Here is an 18,028-nt window from a genome sequence, read left to right as displayed (position 1 = left end):
TAGGCCGGCGCTACAGAGGGAGGGCAAGTCGGCAACTGCATCCATGAGGTCTCAGCTTTTGGGTATTGCTGGCTGATCTCGGCTGTGGATTCAACCGGTCGACGCAACAGATTGGCTAAATCGATCCGCGGTCGTTCGCTGTTTACTGCCGTTTAGGGATTGCCTGAACCAATAGCCGGACGATCGATACACGACGCATCCCATAACGTCATGATTTGCGTCACCGCGTCATCTATCTGTTTGAGGGGCACGCCGTCTCGGGCCAGTACCGAAATCCCCAACACGAAGCTGTCAAACACCGTGGCCAATGCCTCGGGCACAACCGTGGGTGGCAGCTCTCCAGATGCGATAGCGCGTTCGACACACGCCACCATCGCTGCACGGTTCAAGGATCTTGCGTCAGCCAGAGGCTGGGAGATGGCTTTGCTTTCATCCGTGCAGGCACTCAGCAGACCCAGCGCCACCAGGCATCCTGGTGGATGGTCGGGCTCACACTGCATTTTCGCGGAGCGCCGCAGTGTTAGTTCGATCGACTCTCTCGGGGGGAGCGCGGTGTCAAACAGGCTATCGGTCACCCGGCCGTGGGTGTTCAGATAACGTTCCATCACTTCATTGAACAGCGCCTGCTTTGAGCCGAAAGCAGCGTAGAAGCTGGGTGCGGTGATGCCGCCGCCGATATTTGCCTTGAGCTGGCTGAGTGATGTTGCGTCATAGCCATGCTCCCAGAACAAATGCATCGCTTGAGTAATTGCCACGTCACGGTCAAAGGTGCGTGGACGTCCCATCTGTGCCATGTGAACCTCCTCTCGATCACTTAAATACTAATCGATATATAAGTCGTTGACTAGATCGTGGTCCGCCTCCATATTATACCGATCGGTATACATGTGAGGTGACAAATGACTACAGATGAGCGACAGGGCGGAAAGCTTCCGCTTGGGGCATTACTTGCACTGGCGATGACGGGTTTCATTTGCATTGTCACTGAGACCTTGCCAGCGGGCTTGCTGCCCGAAATTGGTAGTGGCCTGGGTGTCTCTGCGTCTCTGGCCGGGCAGATGGTGACTGTCTATGCGTTGGGATCGCTGCTGGCGGCAATCCCGCTGACCATTGCCACGCAAAGTTGGCGCCGCAGAACGGTACTGCTGGTGACCATTGTCGGCTTCCTGGTATTCAACTCCCTCACGGCGCTGTCTTCCGATTACTGGTTGACGCTGATTGCACGGTTTTTCGCCGGGGTTTCAGCCGGGCTGGCCTGGAGCCTTATCGCGGGCTATGCACGGCGCATGGTCGCCCCTCGTTTGCAGGGGCGCGCATTGGCGGTGGCCATGGTGGGTACGCCCATCGCGTTGTCGTTGGGTGTGCCGATGGGAACGTGGCTGGGTGGATTCATGGGCTGGCGCATGGCCTTTGGATTGATGTCCGGCATGACCCTTGTATTGATCGTTTGGGTGCTGATCAAAGTGCCGGATTACCCAGGCCAATCATCCTCACAGCGCATGCCGTTACGTCAGGTGTTTTTCACCCCAGGCGTCCGCTCGGTATTGGCTGTCGTCTTCACCTGGATGCTGGCCCACAACATTCTTTACACCTATGTCGCGCCCTTTGTTTCCAAGGCTGGGCTGAACAGTGACGTCGATTTGGTATTGCTCACATTTGGTGTCGCGGCGCTGGCCAGCATCTGGCTCACGGGCCGACTGGTTGACCGGCACCTGCGAACAACCGTGCTGGTCAGCCTTGCAACCTTCGCAGCGGTTTCGATTTTCCTCGGAGTGTTCTCGGGCTCCGCCGCGGCCATTTATGTGGGGGTCTTCATGTGGGGGCTGACCTTTGGTGGCGCGGCCACCCTGCTGCAAACAGCACTCGCCGACGCCGCAGGTAAGGGCTCCGATGTTGCGCTCTCCATGAACGTAGTGGTCTGGAACAGCGCTATTGCCGGCGGAGGACTGCTGGGTGGCGTGTTACTCGGCCAATGGGGAACGAGTGCATTTCCCGGCGTGTTGCTGGCGTTGCTATTGATCAGCCTGGCCATTGCATTTCGGGCACGGGCGCATGGTTTTCCGCAAGGTCAACGGCACACCACCCAGGCGATCCACAGTCATTGATCGGCGGGTAGCACGCCTTCGCATGGTCGTCATTTTCAGTCATAACTCGATGGAGAAATAAAATGATAAAGCGCCTTGGATTGGCCCTTGCCGCAGCCGCAATCACCGTGGCTTTGCCATGCCTGGCACAAGCGGCAGAGTTTCCTGTTCCAGCGGGATTCAAGAGTGAGTTTAAAATCATAGACGGCGTCAGGCTCCACTATGTGAAGGGCGGTTCAGGGCCTTTGGTTTACCTGGTCCACGGATTTGGTCAAGCCTGGTATGAGTGGCACAGCTTGATGCCCGAACTTGCGAAGACTCACACCGTCGTTGCGGTGGATTTACCGGGCCTGGGCGAGTCGGAACCGCCCAAGACCAGTTACACCGGCACTGACGTCTCGAAATATCTGTTCGCCCTCGCGACACAGCTAAGCGGCAACCAGCCGTTTGACTTGGTTGCGCATGACATCGGTATCTGGAACACCTATCCAATGGCAGTAACCCACCAAAGCCAGATAAAGAAACTGGTCTACATGGAGGCACCGATTCCCGACAAGCGCATTTACGATTTCCCGGCATTCTCACCACAGGGTGAGTCACTGGTCTGGCATTTCAGCTTCTTCGCCGCTGGCGACCAGTTGGCCGAAAAGTTGATCACAGGGCATGAAAAGCTGTTCCTCTCGCACTTCATCAAAGAACACGCGACCAACAAGGATGTCTTCACGCCTGAGCTGCTCGATCTGTACGCCAAGTCATACGCCAAGCCCCATACGCTGAACGCGTCGTTCGAATACTACCGAGCGCTTAACCAATCGGTCGCTGAAAACGTCGAGCTGTCGAAGACCACCCTGAACATGCCCGTGCTGGCAATCGGCGGTGGAGGGCACGGCGGAATGGGGCAATTTCAAGTGGATCAGATGAAAGAGTACGCGACGAATGTAGAAGGCCAAGTCTTGCCCAATTGTGGGCACTGGTTACCGGAGGAGTGTTCCGCTGAATTGAATCCTCTGGTGGTCAAATTCTTGAATAACTGACGGATGCTCTTGATACGTAAGGTGGCTGCTATTTGAAACGCGGGTGCCACTGATGAGAGCCGTGGTCGGGGGTTTGGCCAACGTCGGCTTCTGGCCGTTTTCTGCCTGTCTCGAAGGGCTGCAACCGAAAGCGGTCCTTGCTGATGGGTGGTTTTTCGCCGAAGGGGGGCAGCTTGCACTGATTTGTACACCAGTACGCGAGTAGACCGGCGCCCTGTGTATGACAACCGTCAAACCGGGTCGAATGAACACCGCAACGGTCTGCTGCCCCCCTTTTTGTCTATCGCAGGGCCAATCAATCTCATCTTCCCCACAGCAACCTTTCAACTTCATCAAATTTGCCGGCGACCTTCAAGTAAGCCTCAGCCCATCCACTACTCATGCCCAGCTCTTGCAACGGTCCGGTGGGCGCAAACAACACGGCGACGTTTAACCGCTCAGGCAAGTTACCGGTTCTTAATGAATGGATCAGGGCTTGTAGTTCAGCTTTCGCCTTGAATTCATCAGTCCAATATGACCAACAGAAATCATTTCCCGGAATCGACACCAGTTCAACGGCGGCCTCAAGTATGAGGATGAGTGACTCGACAGCGGAATCACACTCCGCTGTTCCCTGGAGCAAGCGATGCAGGTGGCGGGTTTTCATGGGGTATTCCATTGGACGATTAAAAGGCGGCGAAACATGATCAAACCACAGCGGGCCGCAACTCCTGCGCCAGTTCAATCAGTGCACGCAATCGCGCCGGCACGAAGCGATGGCCCGAGTAGTAGAGCCTCAACCCGCCAAACGACGGGCACCACGGCATCAACACCGGCACCAGGGCGCCGCTTGCCAATTCTTCCAGGATGAACCACTCGGAAATGAAACCAATGCCAAGGCCCAACAACACGGCCTGTTTGATGGCCAGCAACTCGTTGGAGGCGAAGCACACCGGCAGATCCATCTGCAGCTTTTGGCCATCGTGCTCCAATTCCCACTGGTAGAGGCCACCATGGGCCATGCGCATGCCGATGCTCCGGTGGGTGAGTAGATCTCGCGGATGCTCGGGCACGCCATGGCGTTCGAGGTACTCGGGCGTTGCGACCACGAGCATCCGGACGTCACCTGACAGTGCCACGGCAATCATGTCTTGCGGCACAGACTCTGCCAGGCGAATCCCGGCGTCGAAGCCACCGGCGATGATGTCGACCATGCTTGATTCGCTGACGATGTCGATGCGCACTTCGGGATAGCGCTGAGCGTACTGCTTTAATAGCGGCTCCAACAGCAGATAGGCCGCACCATGCGGTGCATTGATGCGCAATGTGCCGCTCGGTTCATCGGGGCCGACGCTGGCTTCTTCGCCGGCACTTTTGATCTGTGCCAACGCAGGTGCGATGCGTGCCACATAGCGTTGCCCGATGTCGGTGAGGGCAACGCTGCGCGTGGAGCGATTGAACAGGCGCACTTTCAGGCGTGCTTCCAGGCCGGCCACCGCGCTGCTCACGGCGGTAGTGGACATGCCCAACTCCTGTGCTGCGCCGCGAAAACTGCTGCGGCGCGCAACGGCCAGAACCACTTCCAGCTCGGTCATTCCTGTTCTGTGCATGGATTGTCCTGAATATAAGGATGCTTCATAAGCCAAAGGATGGCTTATCGGAATAATGAACCCTTCTCAGACTTCATCACAGAGGCTCGATTCAGGCGAGTCATTTTGAGCGAGGAGTCGCCATGCAACGCATTGAACATATCTACATCAACGGCGAGTTCGTCATTCCACACGGTCAGGAATGGTTCGACCTTCATAACCCGAGCACCGAGGAAGTCATCGGTCAGGTTCGGCTGGGCGATGCACTGGACGCACAGCGCGCGATTGCAGCCGCCAAGGTTGCGTTCCCGGCGTGGGCTCGTACTAGCCGGGAGGAGCGCATTGCGGCACTGCAACGCATGCACCGGGCCATGGCGGCAAGGGAGGAGGAGCTGCTGGAAGCCATCCTCGTGGAATACGGCGCGCCTGCGGTTCGCGGGCGCTGGATGGCGACGTATCCGGCCGATGTGATTGCGCAAGCAATCGATGCACTGGAGGCGTTCGATTTCGAGGAGCAGGTCGGCATGGCCAGGGTCATTCTGACGCCCGTAGGCGTGAGCGGTCTGATCACGCCCTGGAACAGCAATGCGGGCTTCATTTGCAACAAGCTGGCCACCGCGCTGGCGACAGGCTGCACCGCCGTCATCAAGCCCAGTGAGATGAGCGCGTTGCAGACGCAGGTCGTGGTCAGGGCGTTGCACGAGGCGGGTCTGCCACCGGGTGTATTCAATGTCGTCAACGGACGGGGCGTTGTGGTTGGCGAGGAGATCGCCCGTCATCCCGACGTTGCCAAGATCTCGTTCACGGGTTCGTCCGCTGTTGGTCAGCATCTGGTCAGAACCGGTGCCGACACCATGAAGCGCGTGACGCTCGAACTGGGCGGCAAGTCGCCCACCGTGGTGCTTGACGATGCAGATTTCCAGGCGGTCATGCCGTTGGTGCTGCAAGCCGGATTTCTCAACAGCGGCCAGGCTTGCATCGCGGGCACTCGCATCCTCGTGCCGCGCAGCCGGCTGGCAGAGTTCGAGCGGATTGCGAAGGAGGGTGTCTCACAGATTCAATCGGGCGATCCACGCAACGCCGACACCGACATCGGTCCGATGGTGAGCCAGAAACAATGGGAACGGGTGCAGCGCTACATCCGTACCGGCCAGAAAGAAGGCGCGAGGTTGTTGGCGGGTGGCGAAGGTCGCCCGGAAGGCTTGCATGCCGGATGGTTCGTGAAGCCCACGATCTTCACTGATGCCAACAACCGGATGCGCATCGCGCGTGAGGAAATCTTCGGCCCCGTGCTGACGATCATCCCCTACGAGGATGATGCCGATGCGATCAGCATTGCCAACGATACGGACTATGGGCTGAGCGCCCTGGTGCTGGGAAAAAGCTCCGAACGTTGTATGAACGTCGCCCGTCAGATCGATTCGGGACGCGTGCTTATCAACACCCTGGCCCACGAACCGCGTGCCCCCTTCGGTGGATTCAAGCATTCAGGCCTTGGGCGCGAAATGGGCAGGTGGGGGATGAGCGCGTATTTGGAGCCGAAGACGTTGATCAGGAATGACACGTTGAAATGACTGGGTCAGGTCCCTGTCTGGGAGCACTTTATGGGGAATGGCAGCCAGCCTCCGCTATTGGCCTAATGCTGCCTGTCGCGAAGCTGCAATCGCTCCCAAACGAACGACGTAATGAGCAGTTTTTTTGCGATAACGCGAGAGGTCAGGACTGACGCCATCGTGAGCCAGCGTCGCTCCTACAGAAAAACGGCGTGCCTCAGGCGATGTTGTCATTTTTGATGTGCTGGCAAGATTGGTCTGGGAATAGCGGGGTGGATTTACTTAACAGGCAATCGGTGCCTGCGTGTGTAGCAGCTGACGAGCAGCGCGAGGCTGCGTTCGAGGACGTAGTCCTCGCAAACCGGTAAGCGCGGTTTTCCTGAAAGAACCAGCTGCCTGATTTCACGACTGCTTCGCAGCCGAACGCAGCCTCGCGCTGCTCGGCAGCTGCTACAAGTTAGGCGAGGATTTCGAATGAGGTGGTGGCCAGGCGTTCGCCGTTCACCAGGATGTGCACTGCGTGTTTGCCCACATAGTGTTTGCGAGTGGTGAGCTCCTTGATCTGCTGACCGCGGCTGACCTGTTCAGTCGCCTTGCCAGGCAGCGTCAACGCCTTAAGCTTGAACACTTTCGCCGAAGTGCTGCCATTGGCTTTAACGTAGTCAATCGCATAATCAATCACCAACCGCTGACTCTCCGCCACCGTGGATTTCACCGCAAACGACAACGTAATCTTCTCCCCCAAACGAATCACCGCAGGCTCCACCTTCGCCCCAACAATCTCAACCTCCGCCTTACCACTCGCCCCAATAATCGCCAACGCCCGCTGATTCCCCTGCTTAATCAAACTGCGCAACGCATGTTTGGCAATCCACGCCGTGTGCTTGTTCTCCAGCGACCACCCCTCAATCAAGTCCAACACCCATTCCGGATGGTCCTTGGTAATGTCATTCAGGTGATTAGCCACCGACTTGCGCACGTAAAGGCTGTCATCCGCCTTGAGGTTGTCCAGAATCGCCGCCGCCAACGTCGGATCACTCTGAATCTGCTCCAGCCGAAACGACCACGGCAAACGCGGTCGACTGCCTTCACTGGCCAAACGCCGAACATGCTCATTCTCATCCCGAGACCATTCCTGCATCAGCGCCAACGAGCGCTGCAGATCGCTGCGCAGAAAATACCGAATCGCAAACTCCGCAGACCCAAACGCGGTGAAGTATTTAAGCGCCTCCATCGACTGCTCGAAATCATGCTCGCCATACATCGCCACGTAATGCGGCAGCGAGATGCTGACGAATCCGCTGTTCAGGCGGGGGGCGAGGGCGCGCAGGATTTCGAGGGATTCGTCGTAACTCAGCGGCAACACGGCGTGCAGGCTTTCGCTGACGCGGGCCATGCGTTGCATGATCGAGAGGTCGGCGAGGCCGTCGTTGGCCATTTTCAGGAAGGCTTTGGCGTTGAATGCCGGGTAGACCGCCGTCATTTCGGTGGCGATGTGTTTGAGGCGTTCGGCGTTGAAGATTTCCTTCAGCGCCGGGGCAGGTTGTTCGGCGGCGGTCATGGTCGGGTCCGTTCGAGGGGGCCGGTCAGGTTATCGGGGTACTGATGAAGGCCTCAAGCTTTTCCGCCTGCGCGGTGAATTCGGCGATTAAAGGAAAGCGTTCGGCATCGACTTGGTCCGGTGTCACCAGGTTGGTGAAGCTCCAGGCGACGGCGAGGGTGATGCCGTCTTGCCCAATTACGGCTCCGTTTTCCAGAGGCTGCTTTTCCAGCTCGCGCTCCAGCGCCGAATAGGCTGCGGCGAGTTGGCCTTCAACCCGTTCAACCCAAGGCTGGTATTGAATCTCGGCGGGGCGCAGGTTGCGTTCGTAGTAAAGCTGCACCGACTTTTCGCACGCCGCCAGCCCGAGCCCGATCAGGCGCCATGCGCGCAGTCGTTGCTTGAGGTCGTTGGGCATCAGGCTTTTGCCGGGGCCGGCCAGGGCTTCCAGGTAGTCGATGATCAGCGTCGAGTCGATCAACACTTCGCCGTCGTCCAGCACCAGGGTGGGCGCTTTGACGACTGGGTTGATCTGCTGGAAGTGCTCGAAGTGGCGGAACACGGAAACCGATTCGTGCTCCAGGTCGATGCCCAAGTGTCTGGCGGAAATGGCCACGCGCCGCACGTAGGGCGAATCCAGCATGCCGATCAGTTTCATTGAGCCGCTCCTTCAGGTGTCCATGTCGGGATGGACTACCTTAGCTGAGGTTCGGCGACCTGCAAACGGCGCTGGGCTAATCCTCGAAGCCGACCTGTTCGTGAATCTCGTCGACCTTCAATTCCAGTCGATAGGCCACGGCGATAAACAGCGCTTGGCACAGGCACAGCGTCGCACTCAACGAGCGGAAGGCGAACGAGCTACCTTCGTTGACCAGCAGCACGGTGTTGGCGCGTTTGGCCAAGGGCGAGAGGTTGCTGTCGGTGATGATCAGGGTTTTCGCCTGGTTGTGCTGGGCGATGCGCAGGCAGTGCTGGGTTTCCTTGCCGTACGGTGTGAAGCTGATCGCGATCACCAGGTCATTGGCGCGCACGCTGCGCATCTGCTCGCGGTAGCTGCCGCCGAGGCCTGAAACGAGGTGGATGCGCTTGTTGGTGTGTTGCAGGTTGTAGACCAGGTAATCCGCTACGGCGAACGAACGGCGCACGCCGACCACGTAGATGTTGTCGGCGTTGACCACCAGGTCCACGGCTTTGTCGAAAGCCTCGTCATCGAGTTCCTGCCCCAGTCGCTCGATGCCGGACAGGGTCGCGTCGATGCACTCGCGGGCGAGGTCGCCGCCGCTGGCTTTCTGCGATTTGTTGGCAATCATGCTGCGGATGCGCTGCTGGTAGTTCTGCACCGGCGTGGTTTTGTGCGTGTACGCCTCGCGGAACAGGGCCTGCATTTCGCTGAAACCGCTGAACCCGAAACGCTGGGAAAACCGCACGATGGCCGACGGGTGCACTTCGCACTCGCGGGCGATGTCGCTGATGCGGTCGACCATGATCCGGTCGCTTTGCTGGCTCATGTAGCTGGCGATGCGTTTGAGCTGGCGCGGCAGGCTTTCGTATTCGTTGGTGATCAGCTGCAGCAGACGCTCGGCATTGATCGGGGGGCTGACGAGATCGCTGTCGGGCGTGCTCTCGGTCGTAGCCGGCTGATCGGTGCGGGACATAGGGAATCCTTCTGGCTTGTTCTTATAGGGCTGACTTGTGTGTCGTCCCCTGACAATAGGTTGGCTGTGCGCAGTCTACAGGGTAGGCCGAAATAAAATCTTGAGCTTGCAGTGCGCGTGAGGTTTGCTGAAACGATGCACTGTGTCTGGAATGCTTTTGTAAAAGTTTATTGGAAAAAATATTCCACGTAAAAATTATTTGGAATAATTATTGATTGTTCGGTCCCGGTCGTTTTAGTCTGCATCCCACCAAGAGCGTTCGGCGCCTCCATCGCCCCGAACGCAGGCTGATAAAAATAACAGGAGCCAGCATGGGCCAGACTCGTTTTGCCAGTGGGCGTCAATTGGATCTGATTTGCCTGGGGCGCCTTGGCGTCGACCTTTATGCGCAGCAAGTCGGGGCGCGGCTGGAAGATGTTTCAAGCTTCGCCAAATACCTCGGTGGATCGTCCGCCAACATCGCTTTCGGTACCGCGCGGCTGGGCCTGAGATCGGCGATGTTGAGCCGGGTAGGGGACGACCACATGGGGCGGTTCCTGCTGGAATCCCTGGCTCGCGAAGGCTGTGATGTCAGCGGCGTCAAGGTCGATGCGGAACGCCTGACCGCCATGGTCCTGCTCGGTCTCAAGGACCGGGAAACCTTTCCGTTGGTGTTCTACCGCGAAAACTGCGCCGACATGGCGCTGCGGGCCGAAGACATCAACGAAGCCTTTATCGCCTCCAGCAAAGCCTTGCTGATTACCGGCACCCATTTCTCTACCGACGGCGTCTACAAGGCAAGCATTCAGGCGCTGGATTACGCCGAGAAGCACAACGTCAAACGCGTGCTGGATATCGATTATCGCCCGGTGCTCTGGGGCTTGGCGGGCAAGGCTGACGGGGAAACCCGCTTCGTCGCCGATCAGAATGTCAGCCAGCATGTACAGAAAATCCTTCCGCGTTTCGACTTGATCGTGGGCACGGAAGAAGAGTTTTTGATTGCTGGTGGCGCAGAGGATTTGCTCACGGCGTTGCGCAATGTGCGGCGTTTGAGCGATGCAACGTTGGTGGTCAAGCTTGGCCCGCAGGGTTGCACGGTGATTCACGGGGTGATCCCGGTGCGTCTTGAAGACGGGGCGATTTACCCCGGCGTTCGGGTGGAAGTGCTCAACGTGCTGGGGGCCGGCGATGCCTTTATGTCGGGCTTCCTCAGCGGTTGGCTGGAGGATGCCAGCGATGAACGCTGCTGCCAGTTGGCCAATGCCTGCGGCGGTCTGGTGGTGTCACGCCATGCTTGCGCCCCGGCGATGCCGACCCGTGCCGAACTCGACTACCTGTTCAACAGCCCGGTGCCGATTACCCGGCCGGATCAGGATGCGGTGTTGCAGCGTCTGCACCAGGTCAGCGTGCCGCGCAAACAGTGGCGGCAGCTGTTCATCTTTGCCTTTGATCATCGAGGCCAACTGGTGGAACTGGCGCACAAGGGCGGTCGCGACCTGAACGCCATCTGCGAACTCAAGCAACTCTTTATCAAGGCTGTGGAGCGGGTTGAAACCGATTTGCGTGAGCAAGGGATCGACGCTGATGTCGGGTTGCTGGCTGATCAACGCTTTGGTCAAGACTCGCTGAATGCCGCCACCGGGCGCGGCTGGTGGGTGGCGCGGCCGGTGGAGGTGCAGGGCTCGCGGCCGTTGGCGTTTGAACATGGTCGCTCGATTGGCAGCAACCTGATTGCCTGGCCGCAGGAGCAAATTATCAAGTGCCTGGTGCAATTCCATCCCGACGACGAGCCGATGCTGCGTCTGGAACAGGAAGCGCAGATCAAGGGTTTGTATCAGGCCTCCCAGGTCAGCGGCCATGAACTGCTGCTGGAAATCATCCCGCCCAAGGATCATCCGTCGACCCATCCGGATGTGCTGTATCGCGCGCTGAAACGCCTCTACAACCTGGGGATTTACCCGGCGTGGTGGAAGATCGAGGCGCAGAGTGCCGAGGAGTGGAAGCAGCTCGACGAGCTGATTCAGGAACGTGATCCATATTGCCGTGGCGTGGTGTTGCTGGGGCTGAATGCGCCGGCGTCTGCGTTGGCCGAAGGGTTTCAACAGGCGAGTCAAAGCCAGACGTGCCGTGGCTTTGCGGTGGGCCGGACGATTTTCCAGGAGCCGAGCCGCGCGTGGATGGCCGGTGAAATCGACGATGAAGCGCTGATCCGCCAGGTGCAGGACACCTTCGTCGAACTGATCGACGCCTGGCGCACCGCCCGCGCTTGATGGACTGACGCGGCCCCCTTGTGGGAGCGGGCTTGCTCGCGAAGACGGCGGCACATTCAACCTTGATGTCGCCTGACACACCGCTTTCGCGAGCAAGCCCGCTCCCACAGGGTTTTGTGTCGCTCTTACTGGTTAGGTACAACAACAAAAGGTGCAGCCATGCCCGCTATCCGAATTGGCATCAACCCGATCTCCTGGAGCAACGACGACTTGCCGTCCCTCGGTGGCGAGACGCCGCTGAGTACCGCGTTGAGCGAAGGCAAGGAAATCGGTTACGAGGGTTTCGAACTCAACGGCAAATTCCCCAAGGATGCCAAAGGCGTCGGTGATGTGCTGCGGCCTTATGATCTGGCGCTGGTGTCTGGCTGGTATTCCAGCCGTCTGGCCCGCCGTTCCGTGGCGGAAGAAATCGACGCCATCGGCAGCCATGTCGAACTGCTGGCGAAGAACGGCGCCAAGGTGCTGGTTTACGGTGAGGTGGCTGACTCGATCCAGGGCCAGCGCATTCCACTGGTGGAACGCCCGCGTTTTCACACCGAACAGGCGTGGCAGGAGTACGCCGACAAGCTCACCGAACTGGCGCGTTTCACCCTGTCCCAAGGCGTGCGTCTGGCCTATCACCACCACATGGGCGCCTACGTCGAATCCCCGGCCGACATCGACAAGCTGATGGCGCTGACCGGCAGCGAAGTCGGTCTGCTGTTCGATTCGGGCCATTGCTACATGGGTGGCGGCGAGCCGTTGCAGGTGCTGCGCAAACACATCGAACGCATCTGCCACGTGCACTTCAAGGACGTGCGCAAACCGGTGGTGCAGCTGGCGCGCAACAACCTGTGGAGTTTTCCGGACTGCATCATCAACGGCACCTTCACCGTGCCCGGCGATGGCGACATAGATTTTGCCGCGCTGCTCGATGTGTTGCTGGCCAACGATTACCACGGCTGGCTGGTGGTCGAGGCCGAGCAGGACCCTGCCGTGGCGCCGAGTTACGTCTACGCGAAAAAAGGCTACGACACCTTGCGTGCGTTGCTCGACGAGAGGATCAAGCGATGAGCCTGCTGGTCAAAAGCAACGCCCGTGGCCGGACCATGGTCGAGTTGGGCAAAGGTGAACTGGAATACGTGGGTTTCGCCGCTTACCGCTTGAGCCTGGGCGAAACCTTGCCGGTGTCGGCCGGTGATAAAGAACTGTGCCTGGTGCTGCTCAGCGGCCGGGTCAGCATCAAGGGCGAAGCGCCGGGGCAGGGCGCGTTCGACTGGGACAACATCGGCGATCGCCATTCGGTGTTCGAAGACAAATCGCCGTTCGCCGCTTATCTGCCACCGGGCAGCCAGGCTCAAGTCGTGGCGTTGAGCGATGTGCAGATCGCCGTCTGCGCCGCACCGGGTTCAGCCGAAAAGGGCCTTGGTCCGCGGCTGATCAAACCCGACACCATGAAGCGCAGCGTGCGCGGCAAGGGCGCCAACACCCGTTACGTATGCGACATCCTGCCGGACACCGAGCCCGCCCATTCGCTGCTGGTGGTGGAAGTGCGCACGCCGTCGGGACATTCGTCGAGCTACCCGCCGCACAAACACGACACCGACGACCTGCCGCACCAGAGCTTTCTCGAAGAAACCTATTACCACCAGATCAACCCGCCTCAAGGCTTCGTATTCCAGCGCGTCTACACCGACGACCGCAGCATCGATCAAGCCATGGCCGTGGAAAACAGCGACCTCGTGGTCGTGCCCAAGGGCTATCACCCGGTCAGCGTGCCCTACGGCTACGAGTCGTATTACCTGAACGTGATGGCCGGGCCGAAACGCGTCTGGCAGTTCCATAACGATCCGCAGCACAGTTGGCTGCTCGATCTCTGAATTCCAACATTCGAATGGAGAACAAGAACAATGAGCAACGCCCCGGTCATCGGCCATTACATCGACGGTCAAGTGCAAGACAGCGGCAGCGAGCGGTTCAGCAACGTCTTCAACCCGGCCACCGGCAACGTTCAGGCGCGCGTCGGGCTGGCCAGCCAGAAGACCGTCGATGACGCCGTAGTCTCGGCCCTGAAAGCGTTTCCGGCCTGGTCCGAGCAATCGTCCCTGCGCCGATCGCGGGTGATGTTCAAGTTCAAGGAACTGCTCGACCGTCATCACGATGAACTGGCAGAAATCATCAGCCGCGAACACGGCAAGGTGTTCTCCGACGCCAAGGGTGAAGTCACCCGGGGCATCGAAATCGTCGAATACGCCTGCGGTGCGCCGAACCTGCTGAAAACCGAGTTCAGCGACAACATCGGCGGCGGAATCGACAACTGGAACCTGCGTCAGCCACTGGGCGTTTGCGCCGGCGTCACGCCGTTCAATTTCCCGGTGATGGTGCCGCTGTGGATGATTCCGCTGGCGCTGGTCACTGGTAACTGCTTCATCCTCAAACCCTCCGAGCGCGACCCGTCCGCCAGTTTGCTCATGGCGCGCCTGTTGACCGAAGCGGGGTTGCCGGACGGCGTGTTTAACGTGGTACAGGGTGACAAGACCGCGGTCGATGCGCTGCTGCAGCACCCGGACATCGAGGCGATTTCCTTTGTCGGCTCGACGCCGATTGCCGAGTACATCCACCAGCAAGGCACTGCTCGCGGCAAGCGGGTTCAGGCGCTGGGCGGGGCGAAAAACCACATGATCGTCATGCCCGATGCGGATCTGGATCAGGCCGCAGACGCCTTGATCGGCGCGGCTTACGGCTCGGCCGGCGAGCGTTGTATGGCGATCTCGATTGCCGTGGCGGTGGGGGATGTCGCTGACCAACTGATTGCCAAACTGCTGCCGCGCATCGATCAGCTCAAAGTTGGTAACGGTATGCAGGGCGACAGCGACATGGGGCCGTTGGTGACGGCTGAGCACAAGGCCAAGGTCGAAGGTTTTATTGACCAGGGCGTGGCGCAAGGCGCGCAGCTGATTGTCGATGGTCGTGGATTTAAGGTGCCTGGTGCCGAAAATGGCTTTTTCGTTGGCGCGACGCTGTTCGATAACGTCACGACCGAGATGAGCATCTATCAGCAGGAAATCTTCGGCCCGGTGCTGGGCATCGTCCGCGTCCCGGACTTCGCCAGCGCCGTGGCGTTGATCAACGCTCACGAATTCGGCAACGGCGTGTCGTGCTTCACCAGCGACGGCGGCATCGCCCGAGCCTTTGCCCGCACCATTAAGGTCGGCATGGTCGGCATCAATGTACCGATTCCGGTGCCCATGGCCTGGCACTCGTTCGGCGGCTGGAAGCGTTCGCTGTTTGGCGATCACCACGCCTATGGCGAAGAGGGCATCCGCTTCTACAGCCGCTATAAAAGCGTGATGCAGCGCTGGCCCGACAGCATCGCCAAGGGCCCTGAATTCAGCATGCCGACGGCCAAATAATTCACCTGTGCGGAGAACAACAATAATGAGCAAACCCCTGCGTTTCGCCCTGAACCGTATGGTCGCCCCACGTTTGTCGCTGCCCGCGTTCATCGACCTGGCGGTGGCCCTCAAGGCCGACGCCATCGAGATCCGCAACGACCTCAAGGGCGTCGAAATCGAAGACGGCACCGCGCCCGAGCGTGTCCGTGAGTTGTGCGCGGCCAAAGGCATTACCGTGCTGTCGATCAACGCGTTGTATCCGTTTGATGTGTGGAATGACGAGCGCCGTCAGCAAGCCTTAAAGTTGGCCGCGTATGCCCGGGATTGTGGCGCGCAGGGTTTGGTCATGTGCCCGCTGAATGATCGCGCCGATACGCGCAACGAAGCCGAACGCTCCGCCGGGTTGCGCACCGCATTGAGCGAACTGGCGCCGATCCTGCGCGATCACGGCATTCTCGGATTCATCGAGCCATTGGGGTTTGAAGAATGTTCGTTGCGTCTCAAGCGTACGGCGGTGGACGCGATCAAGGCGATTGGCGGGCTGGATGTGCTCCGGCTGGTTCACGACACCTTTCACCATCACCTGGCCAGCGAGCATGAATTCTTCCCCGAACTGACCGGGTTGGTGCACATCTCCGGCGTCGAGGATGCCGAGGCGCCACTGGCGACCATTCGCGACGGCCATCGCGTGCTGGTGGGCGAGGGCGACATCCTCGGCAACGCCGCGCAGATCGACACCTTGCTCGGCAGCGGATACAGCGGCTACCTGTCATTCGAACCGTTTGCCGACAGCGTCCATGGCCTGGCCAACATCCAGCAGGCCATCGGCGCAAGCATGGATCACCTGAAAAAACCTCTGGCCTGACACTTTTATCGAATCGATGGAGATCCCCTGTGGGAGCGAGCCTGCTCGCGATAGCGGAGTATCAGGCAACAGAACTGTCGACTGACACTCCGCTATCGCGAGCAGGCTCGCTCCCACAGGGACTTCTTCAAGTATTGAAGGATCGGTTATGACCACAACAAGACTGACCATGGCCCAGGCCCTGGTGAAATTCCTCGATAACCAGTACATCGAGGTCGATGGCGTCCAGAGCAAATTCGTCGCTGGGATCTTTACCATTTTCGGCCACGGCAACGTGCTGGGCCTGGGGCAAGCCCTGGAGCAGGACAGCGGTGACCTGATCGTCCATCAGGGCCGCAACGAGCAGGGCATGGCCCACGCCGCCATCGGGTTCGCCAAGCAACACCTGCGGCGCAAAATCTACGCCTGTTCCTCATCCGTCGGCCCGGGCGCGGCCAACATGCTGACCGCTGCCGCGACGGCCACCGCCAACCGCATTCCCTTGCTGCTGTTGCCCGGTGACGTCTACGCCTGCCGCCAGCCGGACCCGGTGCTGCAACAGATCGAGCAGTTCCACGACTTGAGCATCAGCACCAACGATGCGTTCAAGGCAGTCAGCAAATATTGGGACCGCATCAACCGTCCCGAGCAGTTGATGACCGCAGCGATCCACACCATGCGCGTGCTCACCGACCCTGCGGAAACCGGCGCCGTAACCCTGGCCTTGCCGCAAGACGTGCAAGCCGAGGCCTACGACTATCCCGATTACTTCCTGCAAAAACGCGTGCACCGCATCGAGCGTCGTCCGGCCACTGAAGCGATGCTCGGCGATGCCTTGGCGCTGTTCAAAGGCAAGCGCAAACCGCTGATCATTTGCGGTGGCGGGGTCAAATACTCCGGTGCCAATGCGGCGTTGCAGGCGTTTGCCGAGCGCTTCGATATTCCCTTCGCCGAAACCCAGGCTGGCAAGAGCGCGGTGGTGTCCAGCCATCGGCTGAACGTTGGCGGGATCGGCGAAACCGGTTGTCTGGCGGCGAATCTGTTGGCCAGGGAGGCGGATCTGATCATCGGTATCGGCACCCGCTACAGCGATTTCACCACCGCGTCGAAGTCCCTGTTCCAGCATGCCGACGTGCAATTTCTCAACCTCAACATCAGCCCCTGCGATGCCCTGAAACTCGACGGGGTGCAACTGCTGGCGGATGCCAAAACCGGGTTGCAAGCCTTGACTGAAGCCTTGGGCGATTACCGTTGCGCGTGGGGCGACCAACTGCGTCAGGCCAAGGCGCAACTGGACGAGGAAGTCGACCGTATCTATAAGGTCGACTACCAGACCCAGGACTTCATCCCGGAAATCAACGACCACATGGACCCGGCGGTCCTGCGCGAATTCATCGAGCTGACCGGTTCCTGCCTGACCCAAAGCCGCGTGCTCGGCGTGCTCAACGAAACCCTCGCCGATGACGCCGTGATCGTCGCGGCCGCCGGAAGCCTGCCCGGTGACTTGCAGCGCAGTTGGCGCAGCAAGGGCGTGAACACCTATCACGTCGAGTACGGTTATTCCTGCATGGGTTACGAGGTCAACGCCGCCTTGGGCGTGAAACTCGCCGAGCCCGAGCGCGAGGTCTATGCGCTGGTCGGCGATGGCTCTTACATGATGCTGCATTCGGAGCTAGCGACCTCGATCCAGGAGCGACGCAAGATCAACGTGGTGCTGCTCGACAACATGACCTTCGGCTGCATCAACAACCTGCAAATGGAACACGGCATGGACAGCTTCGGCACCGAGTTCCGCTTCCGCAACCCGGAAACCGGCAAGCTCGATGGCGGGTTCGTGCCGGTGGATTTCGCCATGAGTGCGGCCGCCTATGGCTGCAAGACTTACAAAGTGAACACCGTTGAAGAGCTGAAAGCCGCGCTGGCGGATGCGCGCTTGCAGACCGTGTCGACGCTGATCGACATCAAGGTGTTGCCCAAGACCATGATTCACAAATACCTGTCGTGGTGGCGGGTCGGCGTGGCGCAAGTCTCCACCAGCGCCCGCACCGATGCGGTGGCCAAGACCCTGAACGAACGACTGGCCAAGGCCCGTCAGTACTGATTGCCCTGAATCGAACAATAAGGAGT

General features: G+C 59.4%; 15 protein-coding genes. 9 read left to right on the top strand and 6 right to left on the bottom strand.

What is annotated here, in order from left to right; all coding sequences use genetic code 11:
- Positions 1-152: 152 nt before the first annotated feature.
- Complete coding sequence (locus ACA072_RS16430; protein WP_497619044.1) at positions 153-794, bottom strand: TetR/AcrR family transcriptional regulator; 642 nt, start codon at positions 792-794, stop codon at positions 153-155.
- Positions 795-899: 105 nt separating this feature from the next.
- Here ACA072_RS16430 and ACA072_RS16425 point away from each other — a divergent pair, with 105 nt between their 5' ends.
- On the top strand, positions 900-2,105 hold the full coding sequence (locus tag ACA072_RS16425) for an MFS transporter (RefSeq protein ID WP_497619043.1): 1,206 nt from the start codon (positions 900-902) through the stop codon (positions 2,103-2,105).
- Positions 2,106-2,167: 62 nt separating this feature from the next.
- A complete protein-coding gene (locus tag ACA072_RS16420) occupies positions 2,168-3,118 on the top strand; it encodes an alpha/beta fold hydrolase (RefSeq protein ID WP_497619041.1) in 951 nt (316 codons plus the stop codon).
- Positions 3,119-3,419: 301 nt separating this feature from the next.
- Here the strand turns inward: ACA072_RS16420 and ACA072_RS16415 are convergent, their stop codons facing one another.
- On the bottom strand, positions 3,420-3,764 hold the full coding sequence (locus ACA072_RS16415) for a hypothetical protein (protein WP_497619039.1): 345 nt from the start codon (positions 3,762-3,764) through the stop codon (positions 3,420-3,422).
- 40 nt (positions 3,765-3,804) lie between these two features.
- Entirely contained in the window at positions 3,805-4,707 is a 903-nt protein-coding gene (locus ACA072_RS16410) for a LysR family transcriptional regulator (protein ID WP_497619037.1), read from the bottom strand.
- 122 nt (positions 4,708-4,829) lie between these two features.
- On the opposite strand from ACA072_RS16410, the gene ACA072_RS16405 reads away from it, so the two are divergent.
- Positions 4,830-6,260, top strand: a complete 1,431-nt coding sequence (locus ACA072_RS16405; RefSeq protein ID WP_497619035.1) for an aldehyde dehydrogenase family protein — start codon at positions 4,830-4,832, stop codon at positions 6,258-6,260.
- A 436-nt stretch (positions 6,261-6,696) separates the two neighbouring features.
- Here ACA072_RS16405 and ACA072_RS16400 read toward each other — a convergent pair whose 3' ends face one another.
- The 3 genes from ACA072_RS16400 to ACA072_RS16390 form a co-directional block, all read right to left on the bottom strand.
- Complete coding sequence (locus ACA072_RS16400) at positions 6,697-7,800, bottom strand: DNA alkylation repair protein (protein WP_497619033.1); 1,104 nt, start codon at positions 7,798-7,800, stop codon at positions 6,697-6,699.
- A 25-nt stretch (positions 7,801-7,825) separates the two neighbouring features.
- Positions 7,826-8,437, bottom strand: a complete 612-nt coding sequence (locus ACA072_RS16395) for a glutathione S-transferase (RefSeq protein ID WP_497619031.1) — start codon at positions 8,435-8,437, stop codon at positions 7,826-7,828.
- Positions 8,438-8,513: 76 nt separating this feature from the next.
- Entirely contained in the window at positions 8,514-9,434 is a 921-nt protein-coding gene (locus ACA072_RS16390; protein WP_109629879.1) for a MurR/RpiR family transcriptional regulator, read from the bottom strand.
- A 311-nt stretch (positions 9,435-9,745) separates the two neighbouring features.
- Between ACA072_RS16390 and ACA072_RS16385 the strand changes: the two genes are divergently transcribed.
- The 6 genes from ACA072_RS16385 to iolD all read left to right on the top strand — a co-directional run bounded on the left by ACA072_RS16385 (position 9,746) and on the right by iolD (position 18,002).
- Positions 9,746-11,683, top strand: a complete 1,938-nt coding sequence (locus ACA072_RS16385; protein WP_497619029.1) for a bifunctional 5-dehydro-2-deoxygluconokinase/5-dehydro-2-deoxyphosphogluconate aldolase — start codon at positions 9,746-9,748, stop codon at positions 11,681-11,683.
- A 159-nt stretch (positions 11,684-11,842) separates the two neighbouring features.
- The gene (gene iolE / locus ACA072_RS16380) at positions 11,843-12,736 is read left to right on the top strand and encodes a myo-inosose-2 dehydratase (protein WP_497619027.1); all 894 of its coding nucleotides are present in this window, start codon (positions 11,843-11,845) and stop codon (positions 12,734-12,736) included.
- On the top strand, positions 12,733-13,542 hold the full coding sequence (iolB, locus tag ACA072_RS16375; protein WP_497619025.1) for a 5-deoxy-glucuronate isomerase: 810 nt from the start codon (positions 12,733-12,735) through the stop codon (positions 13,540-13,542). Before iolE ends, iolB begins: the two co-directional genes overlap by 4 nt.
- A 30-nt stretch (positions 13,543-13,572) precedes the next feature.
- Positions 13,573-15,075 carry a CoA-acylating methylmalonate-semialdehyde dehydrogenase gene (locus ACA072_RS16370; protein WP_497619023.1) on the top strand — a complete coding sequence of 501 codons (1,503 nt, stop codon included), beginning with the start codon at positions 13,573-13,575 and terminating at the stop codon, positions 15,073-15,075.
- A gap of 25 nt (positions 15,076-15,100) precedes the next feature.
- The gene (locus tag ACA072_RS16365; protein WP_497619021.1) at positions 15,101-15,922 is read left to right on the top strand and encodes a TIM barrel protein; all 822 of its coding nucleotides are present in this window, start codon (positions 15,101-15,103) and stop codon (positions 15,920-15,922) included.
- A gap of 148 nt (positions 15,923-16,070) precedes the next feature.
- Entirely contained in the window at positions 16,071-18,002 is a 1,932-nt protein-coding gene (gene iolD / locus ACA072_RS16360) for a 3D-(3,5/4)-trihydroxycyclohexane-1,2-dione acylhydrolase (decyclizing) (RefSeq protein ID WP_497619019.1), read from the top strand.
- The last annotated feature ends 26 nt before the right edge of the window (positions 18,003-18,028 follow it).

The organism is Pseudomonas sp. LBUM1656, assembly GCF_059716065.1.
The sequence above is the reverse complement of the archived record's forward strand: the minus strand, read 5'-3'. Positions and strand labels throughout refer to the sequence as shown.